This is a genomic window from Micromonospora musae (genome assembly GCF_003626545.1).
GTDB lineage: Bacteria > Actinomycetota > Actinomycetes > Mycobacteriales > Micromonosporaceae > Micromonospora > Micromonospora musae.
The window spans coordinates 373598-389264 of the sequence record NZ_RAZS01000002.1 but is presented as its reverse complement, the minus strand read 5'-3'; the positions used below and the strand labels follow the sequence as shown (position 1 = coordinate 389264).

General features: G+C 70.8%; 11 protein-coding genes. 9 read left to right on the top strand and 2 right to left on the bottom strand.

Annotated features, from left to right (window positions below):
• Window positions 1-12 precede the first annotated feature (12 nt).
• On the top strand, window positions 13-1383 hold the full coding sequence (locus tag D7147_RS06190; protein WP_158609293.1) for an aminotransferase-like domain-containing protein: 1371 nt from the start codon (window positions 13-15) through the stop codon (window positions 1381-1383).
• A gap of 16 nt (window positions 1384-1399) precedes the next feature.
• Here the strand turns inward: D7147_RS06190 and D7147_RS06185 are convergent, their stop codons facing one another.
• A complete protein-coding gene (locus D7147_RS06185; RefSeq protein ID WP_120674505.1) occupies window positions 1400-1951 on the bottom strand; it encodes a TetR/AcrR family transcriptional regulator in 552 nt (183 codons plus the stop codon).
• A gap of 77 nt (window positions 1952-2028) precedes the next feature.
• Between D7147_RS06185 and D7147_RS06180 the strand changes: the two genes are divergently transcribed.
• The 5 genes from D7147_RS06180 (at window position 2029) to D7147_RS06160 (ending at window position 6222) form a co-directional block, all read left to right on the top strand.
• Complete coding sequence (locus tag D7147_RS06180; RefSeq protein ID WP_233562962.1) at window positions 2029-3240, top strand: MFS transporter; 1212 nt, start codon at window positions 2029-2031, stop codon at window positions 3238-3240.
• A gap of 228 nt (window positions 3241-3468) precedes the next feature.
• Window positions 3469-4233: an SDR family NAD(P)-dependent oxidoreductase gene (locus D7147_RS06175; RefSeq protein ID WP_120674501.1), complete on the top strand. Its 765-nt coding sequence runs from the start codon at window positions 3469-3471 to the stop codon at window positions 4231-4233.
• A gap of 42 nt (window positions 4234-4275) precedes the next feature.
• Window positions 4276-4575 (top strand): muconolactone Delta-isomerase family protein, encoded by a 300-nt coding sequence (locus tag D7147_RS06170; RefSeq protein ID WP_120674499.1) that lies wholly within the window; start codon window positions 4276-4278, stop codon window positions 4573-4575.
• Window positions 4576-5073: 498 nt separating this feature from the next.
• A complete protein-coding gene (locus D7147_RS06165) occupies window positions 5074-5784 on the top strand; it encodes an SDR family NAD(P)-dependent oxidoreductase (RefSeq protein ID WP_120674497.1) in 711 nt (236 codons plus the stop codon).
• A 72-nt stretch (window positions 5785-5856) separates the two neighbouring features.
• Entirely contained in the window at window positions 5857-6222 is a 366-nt protein-coding gene (locus D7147_RS06160; RefSeq protein ID WP_120674495.1) for a YybH family protein, read from the top strand.
• Here D7147_RS06160 and D7147_RS06155 read toward each other — a convergent pair.
• On the bottom strand, window positions 6198-7172 hold the full coding sequence (locus D7147_RS06155; RefSeq protein ID WP_147437355.1) for a hypothetical protein: 975 nt from the start codon (window positions 7170-7172) through the stop codon (window positions 6198-6200). The two genes, D7147_RS06160 and D7147_RS06155, sit on opposite strands and share 25 nt — an antisense overlap.
• A 293-nt stretch (window positions 7173-7465) precedes the next feature.
• Between D7147_RS06155 and D7147_RS06150 the strand changes: the two genes are divergently transcribed.
• From D7147_RS06150 to D7147_RS06140, 3 genes are all read left to right on the top strand, one after another.
• Window positions 7466-11518 carry a family 43 glycosylhydrolase gene (locus tag D7147_RS06150; protein WP_120674492.1) on the top strand — a complete coding sequence of 1351 codons (4053 nt, stop codon included), beginning with the start codon at window positions 7466-7468 and terminating at the stop codon, window positions 11516-11518.
• Between the two features lie 79 nt (window positions 11519-11597).
• A complete protein-coding gene (locus D7147_RS06145; protein ID WP_120674490.1) occupies window positions 11598-14141 on the top strand; it encodes an alpha-L-arabinofuranosidase C-terminal domain-containing protein in 2544 nt (847 codons plus the stop codon).
• A gap of 11 nt (window positions 14142-14152) precedes the next feature.
• Window positions 14153-15616, top strand: coding sequence for a family 43 glycosylhydrolase (locus D7147_RS06140; protein ID WP_120674488.1), 1464 nt, complete (start codon window positions 14153-14155; stop codon window positions 15614-15616).
• The last annotated feature ends 51 nt before the right edge of the window (window positions 15617-15667 follow it).

The window sequence follows — 15667 nt, the reverse complement described above, 5'->3', positions numbered from 1 at the left end:
TCGAAACCGCGGTTGACCGACACGCTCGATCCGGTCGTGGACGCGGCGCTCGTGCGACGACCGGAACGCCTGCACGCCAGCGCACTCGCATTGATGTTCACCGACCGCTCCGCTCGCGGAATCGCCGATCACCTCGGTGATCTCATTCACTCCGGTCAACTCGCCCAGGGTCTGCGCCTGCCCACCGTGCGCGCGCTGGCCGCCGCCCTGCACGTCGGTCCCACCACGATCGCCTCCGCCTGGGCCCGGCTGCGCCAGCGCGGCCTGATCCACTGCGACCGCCGGCGCGGCAGCTTCGTACGTGGGCCCGGGGCGCTGGCCGGCCGCCGGTTCGCCAGCCTGCCGCCCCCGCCGCCGGTGCGGCTGGACCTCTCCACGGCGTATCCCGATCCGGCCCTGCTGCCCGACCTGGCCGGTCCGATGGCCGTGGCCGTGGCCGGGACGCACTGGCGGACGTACCCCGAGGACACGGTGGACGGGCAGCTGGCGGCGGTGCTGCGCGCCACCTGGCCCTTCGAGGCCGAGGACTTCACCGTGACCAGCGGCGCCCACGACGCCCTGCACCGGGTGGCGGGCGTGCTGCTGCACCCGCACGACCGGGTCATCGTCGAGGAGGTCGCCGCCGCCTCGCTGCTCGACATCGTCGAGGACCACCGGGCCCAGGCGGTGCCGGTGCGCTGCGACGACGAGGGCCCGTTGCCGGAGTCGCTGGAGGCGGCCCTGGCCACCCGCCCCGGCATGCTGCTCCTGCAGACCCGCATGGCCAGCCCGTACGGGCACGCGCTCTCCCGCCGGCGGGCCCGCACGCTGATGCCGATGCTCGCCGACCGCGACATCGTCATCCTGGAGCAGGACGGCGCCCACGAGCTCGCCCCGACTCCCGACGTGTCGTTCGGTGAGTTCCTGCCGGGGAAGACGCTGCTCGTCCGCAGCTGGAACAAGTCGCACGGGCCGCACCTGCGGGTCGGGGCGTTGGCCGGGATCCGGCGGGTCGTCTCGCGGGTGCGCGCCCGGCAGATGGCCACCGGCGGCTGGCCCTCCGTGCTGACCCAGCGCGCCCTGGCGCAGATGCTCACCGACCCGCAGACCCGGGAGACGATCCACCGGGCCCGGGTCACCTACCGGCAGCGCCGGCAGCTGATGGTCGAGGCCCTGCGCGAGCAGGGGCTGACCCCCACCGGCATCGCCGGACTCTCGGTCTGGGTTCCCGTCGGCGACGCCGCGACCGCGATCCGGTCACTGGCCGCCGACGGCATCGGCATCGCCTCCGGCGCGCCGTTCACCGTGCACGGCGACGGGGGGTCGCACGTACGGATCGCCACCACGCTGCGGCACGACGAGCACACGCGGATCGCCCGCGTCCTCGGCGAGGCCCACCGCTGACGACGGCCGGCTGCCGTCAGGCCAGGAACGACTCGACCAGGTCGTCGACCCAGCCGGGTTCGAGAGAGTTGTTGGTGAACACCGCGCGATACATCAGCGGCCCGAGCAGCGCGTCCGCGGCCCACTCCACCTCCGGCGCCGTGCCGCCGCGGGCGCGTTCCCGGTCGAGGATCGCGGCGAGCTGGGCGTGCCGGTCGGCCATGCAGGCGCGGCTGGCACCGGCCCCGGATCCGACCGCGGCCCGCATGAGCGCCAGCCCGTCCGGGTCGGTGAGGTCGGTGGCGACGTCCGTGGTCCAGCGTTTGAGGTCGTCGCGTAGGGAACCGGTGTCGGGGACCACGAGGTCGCCGCTGAAGCGGCTGGTCGCCACGTCGGCCAGCAGGTCGGCGGTGGATCCCCAACGGCGGTAGAGCGTCGTCGGGTGCACGCCCGCACGATCCGCTATCACCGGCAGCGTCAGCGCCTCGGCCGGCGCCTCGGCGAGGAGTTCCGTGACCGCGCGATGCACGGCGGCACGCACCCGCGCGGACCGGCCGCCGGGCCTCGCGTTCGTGCTGGGCTTCGACACAAACCCATTATTGCAGCGATAACTGCGTTAGCGCTAGCATCCCTAACGCAACAATCACTGCGTTTAGGGAGTGCATCTTGTCCCAGTCACTCGCCGTCCGGTCCACGCCACGCCGCTTGTCCCAACCGGTCAGCTTCGCCGTGATCGCCGTGATCGCCGTGCTCTTCCCGGCCGCGTCCAGCGCCCCCTCCCCCCTCTACGTCGTCTACCAGCAGCAGTGGCACTTCTCCGCGGCCACGCTCACCGCCGTCTTCGCGGTGTACGTGGTCGGGCTGATCGGGTCACTGCTCGTGGTCGGCGCGCTCTCCGATCACGTCGGGCGCCGTCCGGTCCTCGCCGCCGCGATCGGCCTGGAGGCGCTCTCGCTCCTCCTGTTCGCGATCGCCGGCGACGTCTGGATGCTCTTCGTCGCCCGGACCCTGCAAGGCATCGCGACCGGTGCGGCGATCACCACGCTCAGCGCCACCCTCGTCGACCTCAACCCGCCCCACGCGCCGGGCCGCGCCGGACTGGTCAACGGGATCGCCCCGACCGGTGGGCTCGCGCTCGGAGCACTCGGCTGCGGCGTCCTCGTGCAGTACGGCCCGGCCCCGACCCACCTCGTCTACCTCCTGTTCCTCGCCGGAATGCTGCTGGCCGTGGCGGCCGTGGCGGTGATGCCCGAGACGTCCGCGCGGCGACCGGGCGGAGTGGCCTCGCTCGTGCCGCGGCTCGGCGTCCCGGCGCGGCTACGCGCGGCCTTCTACCCGCTCGTGCCGATCCTCGTCGCTACCTGGGCTCTCGGTGGCCTGTACCTGTCGCTCGGCCCCTCGGTCGCGGCCGGTGTCTTCGGGCTCACCAACCATCTGATCGGCGGCCTCGTCATCACGGTTCTCTGCGGCAGCTCCGCCCTGACCGCGTTCGTGCTGCGCAACCGACAGAGCGGCCGCAGAGTCCTGGACGCCGGCGCGCTCCTGCTCGCGCTCGGCTCCGCGATCACCCTCGCCGGTGTGCTCGGCGGCACGGTGACGCTCGCGGTCGTCGGCACCGTCGTGGGCGGTGTCGGGTTCGGCGCCGCCGTGCTCGGAAGCTTCGGCGCGGTGGTACGCCTCGGCGGCCCGGCCGAACGCGGCGAACTCTTCGCGGTGGCGTACACGGTCGCGTACCTGGCCTTCAGCGTCCCTGCCGTCATCGCCGGGCTCGCCTCCACCGCTGTCGGGTTGCGCACCACGGCGGCCTGCTACGCCATCGTCCTCATCGTGCTGAGCGGATTCACGTTCGTGGCGCAACGACTCCCGAGCCGGGCCTGACCCACCGGTCGAGCACGGACCAGCGCAACGGCTTTCCGTTGGTTCCGGGGCCGCTGCGCTCCAGCGCCACGTACCGTGCGAAATAGCGGGCGGTCAGGCGTGGTCGGGAGCCTTCGCAGCCGAGGAGTGGATGGTTCGGCGCGCGCTGTGGTGCCGGATTCCGCACTGACGGCGTCTCAAGATGATCGCCCGACCGAGCCGCCCCGACCGCGAAGCACGAGGAGCGCGATGGGAACCCTCGACGGGAAGGTAGTGCTCATCACCGGCACCGGCGGCGGGATGGGCCGCACCGCCGCGCTGGTCTTCACCCGGGAGGGCGCGACCGTGGTCGGGTGCGACCTCTACCCGGCCGGCAACGACGAGACGGTCGAACTGGTCCGGAGCGCCGGCGGTGAGATGACCGGCATCGCGCCGATCGACCTCACCGATCCGGAGCAGGCTCGGGACTTCGTCGAGCAGGCGGCGGTCGCCTACGGCGGGTTCGACGTGGTCTACAACAACGCGGCCTCGCAGCGCTTCGGCCCGATGCCCGACTTCTCGGTGGAGGACTGGCGGGCGACGATCGCCGGCGAACTCGACATCCCCTTCTTCGTGTCGAAGTTCGCGTGGCCGCACCTGGTCCGGCGCGGTGGGGGCGTCATCATCAACGTGGCCTCCGAGGCCGGCATGATCGCCGGCGAGTTCCCTCCGATGATCGCGCACTGCGCGGCGAACGCGGGCGTCATCGGCATGACGCGGCAGCTCGCCCTGGAGGGCGCGCCCGTCGGGATCCGGGCCGTGACGATCAGCCCCGGCCCCGTCCTGACGCCGGCCAGTGACCGCGACCTCGGCGACAACCAGGCGGCCCGCGAGGCGATCACCCGCAAGACGCTCCTCAAGCGCTTCGCCCAGCCCGAGGAGATCGTCGAACTGGCGGCGTTCCTCGCCTCCGACCGGGCGTCGTACCTCACCGGGTCCAACTTCCCGGCCGAGGGCGGCGCCACCGCCTGGTGACGGCCGGGGGGTGCGGTTCCCGCCGACGGACGGAGGAGAGCGGTGGAGTTCCTGGTCGACATGGTGACTTCGGTGCCGGAGGGGACGACGGACGACGAGGTCGCCGCCATGCGCGCACGGGAGGCCACACGCACGGCCGAGCTGGTGGCGCAGGGGAATCTGCTACGGCTGTGGCGACCGCCGTTGGCCCCCGGCGAGTGGCGGACGTGGGGACTCTTCGACGCCGACGACGCGGATCAGCTGGAGTTCCTACTGGCGTCGATGCCGTTGCGCGCGTGGCGACAGGACACGGTCACGCCGTTGTCGCCGCACCCGAGCGACCCGGGTCGACCGGCCCGCTGATGCGCCCGTGTCCACCGGCACCGGAGCGTCCCTCGCCCGGACGGCGGAGGAGCCCTTGACGTGACCGAGCCGGACCGGTTCGTTTACGGAGCGCCGGTGGCGCGACGCGCGCAGTCCGTCGGCCTGTTCGAGCAGCTGTAAATCGGCATCAGTGGGCAAGTCGGGCAATTCGTCGCGCGGACGCACCCCACCGGATGCCCCGAACCCGGCCGCGCTCCAACTGGTCCATCGAGTCCAGTCTTGGATCAACCGGGTGCTACTGTTTCGACCGCCTTGCCCAGGTCACACGTCAGGGTCATCGCCGCCTTCCGGCCGCCTCCGGACCCAGACACCGGACCGAACAGTCCAAGGAAATTTGGGGGCCGCGGGAATACGACCGGCCCGTGGAGTGTCTGTACAGCGGAACGATCACCACCCGACCCCACATGCATTCCGACCGGCACCGCCCAGCGCGGTGCGGGTGAGGCACGTCCTCAACCAGCCAGAAGAAGGAAACCGATGAGTACGCAGAAAGTCGCCGTGATCACTGGGGCGTCCCAGGGCATCGGCGCGGCGCTCGTAACCGCCTACCGCAAGCTCGGCTACGCCGTCGTCGCGAACTCGCGTTCGATCGCGCCGTCCGATGACCCCCTGGTGCTAACGGTCGCCGGTGACATCGCAGACCCGACCGTCGGCGCCCACGTCATCGATCAGGCAATCAGCACGTTCGGGCGCGTCGACACCTTGGTCAACAACGCCGGCGTCTTCGTGGCCAAGCCGTTCACCGAGTACACCGCCGAGGACTACGACCTGGTGACCGGGATCAACCTGCGCGGGTTCTTCGAGGTGTCCCAGCGGGCCATCGCCGCCATGATCGCCCAGGGCGGCGGCGGCCACGTCGTCAACATCACGGCCAGCGTGGTCGACCACCCCAACTCCAGCCTGCCGTCGGCGCTGGCGTCGCTGACCAAGGGCGGCCTCAACGCGGTCACCAAGTCACTGGCGATCGAGTACGCCACCCGCGGCGTCCGGGTCAACGCGGTCTCGCCGGGCACCATCCGCACCCCGATGCACTCCGCCGAGCTCCACGAGTTCCTCGCCGGCCTGAACCCGGTCGGCCGACTGGGCGAGATCAACGACATCGTCGAGGCCGTGACCTACCTCGAGAACGCCGGGTTCGTCACCGGCGAGATCCTGCACGTCGACGGCGGCCAGAGCGCCGGGCACTGAGACAGTTCAAAAGCCGTGGCGGGCAGCGGCTCTCGGCGCTGCCCGCCGCGCCCAACAGCAGAGGAGACCATCATGACCAATACGGAGACCGAGATCCTTCGTAGCGTCCTCGACCAGTGGCAGTCCGCCGTCGACGCTCACGAACCGGAGCGGGTCGCGTCGTACTTCACCGACGACGCGATCTTCCAGGGCCTGCACCCGTACGGCGTCGGCCCCGCCGCCGTCGCCGAGTACTACGACTCGCAGCCGATCGGGATGACCGCCGCGTACGACATCAAGGAGACCCGTCGCCTCGCCGACGATCTCGTCCTCGGCTACCTGAGCGTCGACTTCGCCTTCACCGATCGGCCGGTGGTGACCGTCAACCTCAGCGTGATCGTGCGGCGGGTCGGCGAGCGCTGGCTCATCAGCCACTACCAGGTGTCCCGGCTCGGATGAGCCGGACGGGCTGACGCGGGAGCGACCGGGTCCTGCAGCCGCCACCCGCCGGTTGTGATGTCGTAGACCGCGCGGCGGTCGACGCGCGCCGGGACCGGCGGCTCACCGAGCCGCCACGGTTCGGGCACCGCGTGAAGATCGACGGTCACCGCGTCGCGCGTCGTGACACCGAGTACGCCGACCCAGTGCCGGCTCTCTTCGATGAGGCTCTCCAGCGCCTCGACGTCGGGATCCGGCACGTCGACGACGGCGTCGTCGACCAGCGCCGAGCCGACCAGCAGGGCCAGGAGACGGCTCATGATCGCCGCGGGCAGCGACGGGTCCGTCGACTCGACCGCGACATAGCAGTCGTCGTGACCGGAGAAGAAGAGGCGGGAGCCGGTAAGGGAGGGCAGGATCGGCTCATCATGCCCGGCCGTTCCTACCGCGAGAATGATCTCGTCAAGGCGCCCCGTGGTCGGCGAACCCGGCACGTCGATGATCGTCAGCTCGTACGGATACCAACCGGCCAGAAATCTGGGCAGGTCGTCCCGGCGGATCACCAGAGCCTCGTCGCTGAGACCGACGACACCGGACGCCAGTACGCCGACGTCGTGAGCCTCATAGCCGACGCCCTGTTCGGCCGCGATCAGCGACGGCCGCCAGGGACGGTAACTCTCGTCCAGAAAGCTGTTGGTCTCCAGGCCCACGATCACGATCGTGTCGCCCGCCACGGTCATGAGCACATCGGCCAGTTCCGCGGCCTGCGCTGCGGTGGCATGGACCAGCCAGGAGCCCTTCGTTGCGCGAACACTGAAACTCAACGGGAACGGCGCGCGAGCGAGTCCCACACTGTTCACGGAGAACGCGCCATCGGGTCCTACCGCGACCATTGCCACCTCCTCGACGGACCCGAATGTAGACGCGGGCCTGGTGCGCGATGCGCGCGGCCTCAGACGCCGTGCAATCACCCGGGCCCGTCCTTCGTGTCGACCTCGCCGCCCACCCATCGCCCGAACGGCTTGTGAACGTAAACATACGGGCTTGTCAATCCTTGCGGCCATCTTTGCCGATCGAGGACATCGACACTGGCAGCGATATTGACATGATCGATACATGTGCGTACGTTGGCGCTCATTCCCGAGCATGTTAACGCTCGCTTGGCGGGCCGAGCACCTCCGTCGGAGCGCGGCGTCTCGGCCACCGACCGGCTGCACCACCGTCCTGACGCCCGCTCCGTCGAGTCACAGGAGGAAGCCCGGCAATGTCCTCGCCGCCAGCCCCGCTCCGCCCGGCGCGCCGTCGCCCACGTCGCCGCAGCCGCCGACTACTCGCCGGCCTCACCGCGCTGGTCACCGGCCTGGTCGGCGTCGTGACCCCGACCCCGGCCGGGGCGGCGGCCTCCCTCGACGACGGTCTCGTGCTGCGCTACGACCTCACCCAGAGCAGCGGTACGACCGTGCCGGACAGCTCCGGTCACGGACGCCACGGCACCGTCAGCGGCGACGCGACCTGGCAGGGCCCCGACGGTCTGCGTCTCGGCGGCGTCGACGGCCATGTCCGGCTGCCCGACGACGTCCTGAACGGTCTCGACGGCGTCACCGTGTCGGTGCAGGTCAACGTGGCGACCGACCAGCCGACGCCGTACTTCGTCTGGGGGCTGGGCAACACCGGGTCCGACGGGGTCGGCAACGGGTACCTCTTCGCCACCGGCAACGCCTTCCGCGCCTCGATCGCGAGCGGCAACTGGTCGACCGAGCAGACGGTCACCACCGGCCGCAACCTCACCCGTGGCAGCTGGCGCACCATCACGTACACCCTCGGCGGTGGCACCGCGTTGCTCTACGAGGACGGTGTCGAGGTGGCCCGCTCCGCCGGCCTCAGCCTGACGCCCGGGGCGATCGGTGGCGGCAGCACCACCGCCAACTACCTCGGCCGCTCCGTCTACGCGGCCGACCGGTACCTCAAGGGTCAGGTCCGCGACTTCCGCATCTACGACCGGGCGGTCACCGCCGACGAGGCCCGCGCCCTCGGCGAGCAGACCGCCACGGGGCGCGCCGCCGCCGACGCGGCCGCGCTCGACCTGGGCGACACCACCGCCGTCACCGAGAACCTCGACCTGCCCACCCGGGGCGTCGGCGGCTCGACCGTCACCTGGTCCTCCAGCAGCCCGGCGGTGGTCTCGGACACCGGCGTGGTGACCCGCCCCGCGCCCCGCTCCGGAGACGCCACCGTCACGCTGACCGCCGCGGTCACCTACGCCGGCCACCGCGTCACCCGTGCCTTCACCGTCACCGTCCTGGAGGATCTCAGCGACCGGGAGAAGGTCGGCGACGCCCTCGCGGCCATCGTCATCCACGACCAGGACGCCGTCCGGGGCAACATCACCCTGCCCACCAGGGGCGAGCGCGACGTCGCCCTCAGCTGGAGCACGAAGGACCCCCGGGTGGTCACCACGACCGGCGAGGTCACCCGCCCGAAGCACGGCGCGAAGGCGGCCCGGGCCCGGCTCACCGTACGCGCGACGAAGGGCCGGGCGAGCGCCGTACGCCACTTCACCCTGACCGTCCTCCCGCTGCCGAAGAAGGAGAAGCTCGAGGGGTACGCCTTCGCCTACTTCACCGGCGAGGGCACGGCCGACGGCGAGCAGATCTACTTCGCGGCGAGCCGCGGCAACGACCCGCTCAAGTACGACGAGCTCAACGGCGGCCGACCCGTCCTCACCTCCAGCGCGGGCGACGAGGGGGTGCGGGACCCGTTCATCATCCGCAGCCCCGAGGGCGACCGGTTCTATCTCATCGCCACCGACCTGAAGATCTACGGCAACGGTGACTGGGACGCCGCCCAGCGCAGCGGCAGCAAGTACATCGAGGTGTGGGAGTCGACCGACCTGGTGAACTGGTCGCAGCAGCGGCACGTACGCGTCTCCCCCGACACCGCGGGGAACACCTGGGCGCCCGAGGCCTACTACGACGACACGATCGGCGCGTACGTCGTCTTCTGGGCCTCGAAGCTCTACGCGCCGGAGGACACCGCGCACACCGGCGACACCTACAACCGCATGATGTACGCGACGACCCGCGACTTCCGCACCTTCAGCGAGCCGAGGGTATGGGTCGACCCGGGGTACTCGGTGATCGACTCGACGGTGGTCGAGGACGACGGCACCTACTACCGCTTCACCAAGGACGAGCGGAACAACACCTCCACCACCCCGTGCAGCAAGTTCATCCTGGAGGAGAAGTCGACGCGGCTGCGCGACCCGAGCTGGGACTTCGTCCAGGAGTGCATCGGCAAGGCCACCGACGACAGCGAGGGCATCTCCCGCGGTGAGGGACCGACGATCTTCAAGAGCAACACCGAGGAGAAGTGGTACCTCTTCATCGACGAGTTCGGCGGTCGCGGCTACGTGCCGTTCGAGACCACCGACCTCGACGGCGGCCGGTTCACCATGTCGACCGGGTACGACCTGCCGGCCCATCCCCGGCACGGCACCGTCCTGCCCGTCACCCGGGCCGAGCTCGACCGGCTCCGCCAGGGCCCCGCACCCGCGCCGGCCACGAAGCAGGGCGTCATCGCCGACTACCGCCTCACCGGCGGTACCGGCACGACGGTGGCCGACAGCTCCGGCAACGGCCGCGACGCCGTCCTGCGCGGCGGGGTCACCCGGGGCAGTGACGCCTTCACCTTCGACGGCGACGACGGCTACGTCGACCTGCCCGACAACCTGTTGACCGGTCTCTCCGACGTCAGTGTCTCCGCCCAGGTCTGGGTCGACCCCGCGCAGGCGACGCCGTACTTCATCTGGGGTCTGGGCAACACCACGAACGGCGCGGGCAACGGCTACCTCTTCACCACCGGCAACGCGTACCGCACCGCCATCGCGAGCGGAACGTACTCGACCGAGCAGAACACCGGCGTCGGACGCGACCTCGGTCGAGGTGGTTGGCACACCATCACCTACACCCTCGCCGGTGGCGTCGCCCGCCTCTACGACAACGGGGTCGAGGTGGCCCGCAACAGCGGCGTCACCACGAGACCGGGCGACCTCGGCGGCGGCATCACCACCGCCAACCACCTGGGCCGTTCGCTCTTCGCCTCCGACCGCTACTTCAAGGGCCGGATGCGCGGCTTCACCCTGTGGAACCGTGCCCTGTCGGCGAGGCAGGTGCTCGCCCTCCCCGGGAACGAGACCGCCATCGGCTCGGTCGAGCTGGACGCGCTCAAGGTCCCGGCCATCATCGACGGCGACACGAACACCGTCACCCTGCCCGTCCGGCCGGGCACCGACGTGACCAGGCTGGCGCCCGAGTTCGGGATCGGCGACCGCGCCCGCCTCACCCCGCGCAACGGCGCGAAGCGGGACTTCACCGAGCCCGTCACGTACACCGTCACCGGCCCGCACGGCAGCCGCCGTACCTGGACCGTCAAGGCGGTCACCATGAACAGCCCGGTCCTGCCCGGCTACAACGCCGACCCGAACATCGTGCGCTTCGGCGACACCTACTACATCTACGCCACCACCGACGGCTTTCCCGGCTGGTCCGGCACCACCTTCAAGACCTGGTCCAGCAAGGACCTGGCGCAGTGGACCGAGCACCCGACGATCCTCGACCTCGGCCCGGACGTCTCCTGGGCCGACGGGCGGGCCTGGGCGCCGGCGGCCATCGAGAAGAACGGGAAGTACTACCTGTACTTCTGCGCCGACGCCAAGATCGGGGTGGCGGTCGCCGACTCCCCCACCGGGCCCTTCGCCGACGTGCTCGGCAAACCGCTGGTCGCCGCCAACCCCGACGGCGGCCAGGCCATCGACCCCGCGGTCTTCACCGACGACGACGGCCGCAGCTACCTCTACTGGGGCAACGGCAACGCCTACGTGGTTCCACTCAACCCCGACATGACGTCGTACGACGCCACGAAGGTCAAGCGGATCACCGGCCTGACCGGCTTCCGGGAGGGGCTGTTCATGGCCAAGCGCGCCGGCACCTACCACCTGAGCTGGTCGATCGACGACACCCGCAGCGAGAACTACCGCGTCGGCTCCGCCACGGCGACCAGCCCGATGGCCGACGGCCTGGTCAACCGGGGCGAGATCCTCGGCAAGGACGCCAGCCTCGGCATCCTCGGCACCGGCCACCACAGCGTGATCCAGGCGCCCGGCACCGACGACTGGTACATCGCCTACCACCGCTTCGCCATCCCCGGCGGCGACGGCACCCACCGGGAAGTGACCATCGACCGCCTGCGCTTCAACGCCGACGGCACCATCGCCCGCGTCGTCCCGACGCTCGGAGGCGTCCCACCGCTGGCGCCCTGACCCCGCGGGCGGGCGTCAGCGCATCCCGGCGCTGCCCGCCCCGCCCACCCGCCACCGCCGACAGGGAAGGCCGATCACCATGCGTACGTACCGCCTCGTCGCGGGCCTGGTCACCGCGATCGTGGCCGCCGGGCTGAGCGCCGGCGCCCCCGCAATCGGCGCGGACCCGACAGCCGCCCTCGACTACACCATCGACGTCGATTCCGGCGGCACCGGCCCGGCGATCGACCCGGACATGTACGGGGTCTTCTTCGAGGACATCAACCGGGCCGCCGACGGCGGGCTCTACGCCGAGCTGGTGCAGAACCGGTCCTTCGAGTACCTCCCGGTCGACAACGGCTCCTACACCGGCCTCACCGCCTGGAGCGCCGTCTCCTCCGCCGGCGGCAGCGGCACCGCCGCCACCGTCGACGACGACGCCCGGCTCAACGAACGCAACCGCACCTACCTGAAGCTGACCCTCAGCAACACCGGTGCCGGCGCCTACGGCGTGCAGAACGCCGGCTACAACACCGGCGTCGCGCTGGAGAAGGGCAAGCGGTACGACTTCTCGGTCTGGGCGCGCACCGACGCGGCCGGCGGCACCCCGTTGACGGTGAGCCTGCGCGACCAGGCCGGGACGACGACGTACGCCACGGCGGTGCGGGTGAGCGTGCGGGGCGACACCTGGCGCCGGTACACCGGCACGTTCGTGGCCACCGGCACCACCGACGCGGCGCGCCTCACGGTGCAGGCCGGCGGCGCCGGCACCCTGCGCCTCGACATGGTGTCGCTCTTCCCCCGGGACACCTTCAAGGGTCGACCGAACGGCCTGCGGAAGGACCTCGCCGAGAAGATCGCCGCGCTGCGCCCCGGCTTCGTGCGCTTTCCCGGCGGATGCATCGTGAACACCGGGAGCATGTACGGCTACGACGCCGCCAGCGGATACCAGCGCGCCCGCGCCTACCAGTGGAAGGACACCGTCGGGCCGGTCGAGGAGCGCGCCACCAACGCGAACTTCTGGGGCTACAACCAGTCCTACGGCCTCGGCTACTACGAGTACTTCCAGTTCGCCGAGGACGTCGGCGCGAAGGCGGTGCCGGTGGTGCCGGCACTCGTCACCGGCTGCGGCCAGAACCGGGCCGTCGACGACGAGGCGCTGCTGCAACGACACATCCAGGACACCCTCGACCTCATCGAGTTCGCCACCGGTCCGGCCACCTCGACGTGGGGCGCGAAGCGCGCGGCGATGGGCCACCCCGAGCCGTTCGGCCTCGACCGTCTCGAGGTCGGCAACGAGGAGAACCTGCCGGACGCCTTCATGGCCCGCTTCGTGAAGTTCCGCGACGCGATCAAGGCGGAGTACCCGGACATCACGATCATCAGCAACTCCGGCCCCGATGACATGGGCGCCACCTTCGACCGGGCGTGGGAACTCAACCGCGCCAACGGGGTGGAGATGGTCGACGAGCACTACTACAACAGCCCCGACTGGTTCCTGCAGAACAACAGGCGCTACGACAGCTACGACCGCTCCGGCGCGAAGGTGTGGCTCGGCGAGTTCGCGTCGCAGGAGAACAAGCTCTACAACGCGCTGGCCGAGGGCGCGTACCTGACCGGCCTGGAGCGCAACGCCGACGTGGTGACGATGGCGTCCTACGCTCCCCTGCTGGCCAACATCGACTACGTCCAGTGGCGGCCGGACATGATCTGGTTCGACAACGACCAGTCGTGGGGCTCGGCCAGCTACGAGGTGCAGAAGCTCTTCATGACCAACGTCGGTGACCGGGTCGTGCCGAGCACCTTCAGCGGCGCGACGCGGACGCCCGAGCCGGTCACCGGGGCGGTCGGGCTCTCCACCTGGCGGACCGCGGCGAGGTACGACGACGTGCTGGTCACCTCGGCCGACGGCACGCAGCTCTTCCACGACGACTTCTCCGCCGGCGCCGACCGGTGGACCCCGATCGCGGGTCGCGGCGCCTGGTCGGTCGTCGACGGCGGCTACGTCCAGTCCGACACCGCCGCCGAGAACACCATGGTCGAGGCGGGCGACGAGAACTGGCGCGACTACGACCTCGACGTCAAGGCGACCAAGCTCTCCGGCGCCGAGGGGTTCCTCGTCGGCTTCGGGGTGAAGGACACCGGCAACTACTACTGGTGGAACCTGGGCGGCTGGAACAACACCCAGGGCGCGGTGGAGAAGGCCGTGAACGGCGGCAAGACCACGCTGATCGCCAAGCCCAACACCATCGAGACCGGCCGCGCGTACGACATCAAGGTCCAGATCCGGGGCACGAAGGTCACCCTGCTGCTCGACGGGCAGGTGTGGGGCAGCTTCGACGACAACGCCGTCACCGAACCGTTCGCCCAGGTCGTCACCCGCGACGTCGCCGCCGGCCAGCTCATCGTCAAGGTGGTCAACGCCCAGGCCACGCCGGCGCGCACCACGATCAACCTGGGCGCCGGCGTCCGCGTCGCGAACAAGGCGCAGCTGACCGTCATCAGCGGCGACCCGGAGGAGCTGAACACCCGTACGGCGCAGCTCATCAAGCCGAGGACCAGCACCATCAAGGGCGTCGCGCCCACCTTCACCCGGACCTTCGAGCCGTACTCGGTGACCTTCATCCGCGTCCAGACGAAGTAGGAGCAGCAGCGATGAGCACTCCCCTCAGCCGGCGTACCCTCCTGCGCGGTGGCCTCGGCGTGGCCGCGGCCGGGCTGGCCCTACCCGCCGCCACCGGCACCGACGCCTGGGCGGCCCCGCCCACCGACGGTGAGATCTACGGTGCCCCGACCGCCAACCCCCTCGTGTGGCAGCGCGCCGACCCGTTCGTCACCCCCCGCACCCGGGGCCAGTACTACTTCACGGCCTCCGTGCCGGAGTACGACCGGCTCATCGTGCGCGCCGCACCGACCATCGAGGGGCTCGGCGACGCCGCCGAGGCGGTGGTGTGGCGGCGTCCCGCCGGTGGCCGGATGGGCGGCCACATCTGGGCCCCGGAGCTGCACCGCATCGACGGCCGCTGGTACCTCTACTTCGCCGCCGGTGACGCCGACGACGTCTTCCGGATCCGCATGTACGTCATGGCGTCCACCGCCGCCGACCCCCGCGACGTCAGCGGCTGGGCCGCGCCGCGGCAGATCATCACCCCGTGGGACAGCTTCTCGCTCGACGCCACCACCTTCGAGCACCGCGGGGAGCGCTACCTCGTCTGGGCGCAGAGCGAACCGGAGATCAGCAGCAACAGCAACCTCTACATCGCCCGGATGACCTCACCGTTCACCATCACCGGGAACCCGGCGCGCATCGCCACCCCCACCAAGTCGTGGGAGGTGCAGGGCTTCCGGGTCAACGAGGGCGCGGCCGTGATCAAGCGCAACGGCCGGGTCTTCGTCACCTTCTCCGCCAGCGCCACCGATGCCCGCTACTGCATGGGGCTGCTCACCGCGGACGCCCGCGCCGACCTGCTCGACCCGGCCACCTGGAGCAAGAACCCCGACCCCGTCCTCACCACCGACGAGCAGACGGGGCAGTACGGCCCCGGGCACAACAGCTTCACCGTAGCCGAGGACGGGGAGACCGACGTGCTCGTCTACCACGCGCGGGACTACCGGGACATCGTCGGTGACCCGCTCTACGACCCGAACCGGCACGCCCGTGCGCAGCGCCTCTACTGGCACCCTGACGGAACTCCGCTGTTCGGGGTGCCGGTGGGCCGGGGCGGCCCGATCGTACGGCTGTCGCCCGCCGACGCCCCGTCGACGTTCGTACGTCACCACACGTACGCGCTCCGCGTCGACCCGCGCGTACGGGAGCTCGCCGACTCCCAGTTCCGGTTCGTCCCCGGGTTCGCGGGCGAGGGCACCGTCTCGCTCCAGTCGGTGAACTTCCCGGACCGCTACTGGCGGGTCGACGGAACGAGCCTGCGCATCGAGCCGGTGCAGGAGGGCGACGGGTTCGTCGCGCAGGCCAGCTTCCGCAGGGTGCCCGGCCTGGCGAACAGCAACGCCGTCTCGCTGGAGCTGTCGGATCGTCGGGGCAGCTACGTCAACCACGACCGGGGTGCCCTGACGGTGGGCAGGGCGTCCCGCGCGAAGTCGACCTTCTGGCTCAGCTGACCGGGCGAGCCCCTCGACGAGATCCCCGGCAGACGACGCCGATTTGGCGAG